The organism is Pseudoalteromonas sp. SIMBA_162, from assembly GCF_046535955.1.
Classification (GTDB): domain Bacteria; phylum Pseudomonadota; class Gammaproteobacteria; order Enterobacterales; family Alteromonadaceae; genus Pseudoalteromonas; species Pseudoalteromonas marina.
Window position 1 is genome coordinate 1 of sequence record NZ_JAWJBQ010000624.1, and the last position, 261, is coordinate 261.

The window sequence follows — 261 nt, forward strand, 5'->3', positions numbered from 1 at the left end:
GGAAATCGATTCGCGTCATTGCCCGCGCACCCGCATCGTCGTGAGACCCGCCATCACTGGCCGGCGCGGTCGATCAGGAACTGCGCGAGCAGCGGCACCGGACGGCCGGTCGCGCCCTTCGCCGCGCCGCCCTCCCAGGCGGTGCCGGCGATGTCCAGGTGCGCCCACGGATAGCTGTCGGTGAAGCGCGACAGGAAGCACGCCGCCGTCACCGAACCGGCCGGACGCCCGCCGATGTTCGCGATGTCCGCGAAATTCGAC

At 70.9% G+C, this 261-nt stretch carries 1 pseudogene; it reads right to left on the reverse strand.

Annotation, left to right across the window (positions count from 1 at the left end):
- Positions 1-53 precede the first annotated feature (53 nt).
- Positions 54-261, reverse strand: a pseudogene (locus R0J88_RS21165) (leucyl aminopeptidase); the annotation flags it as partial.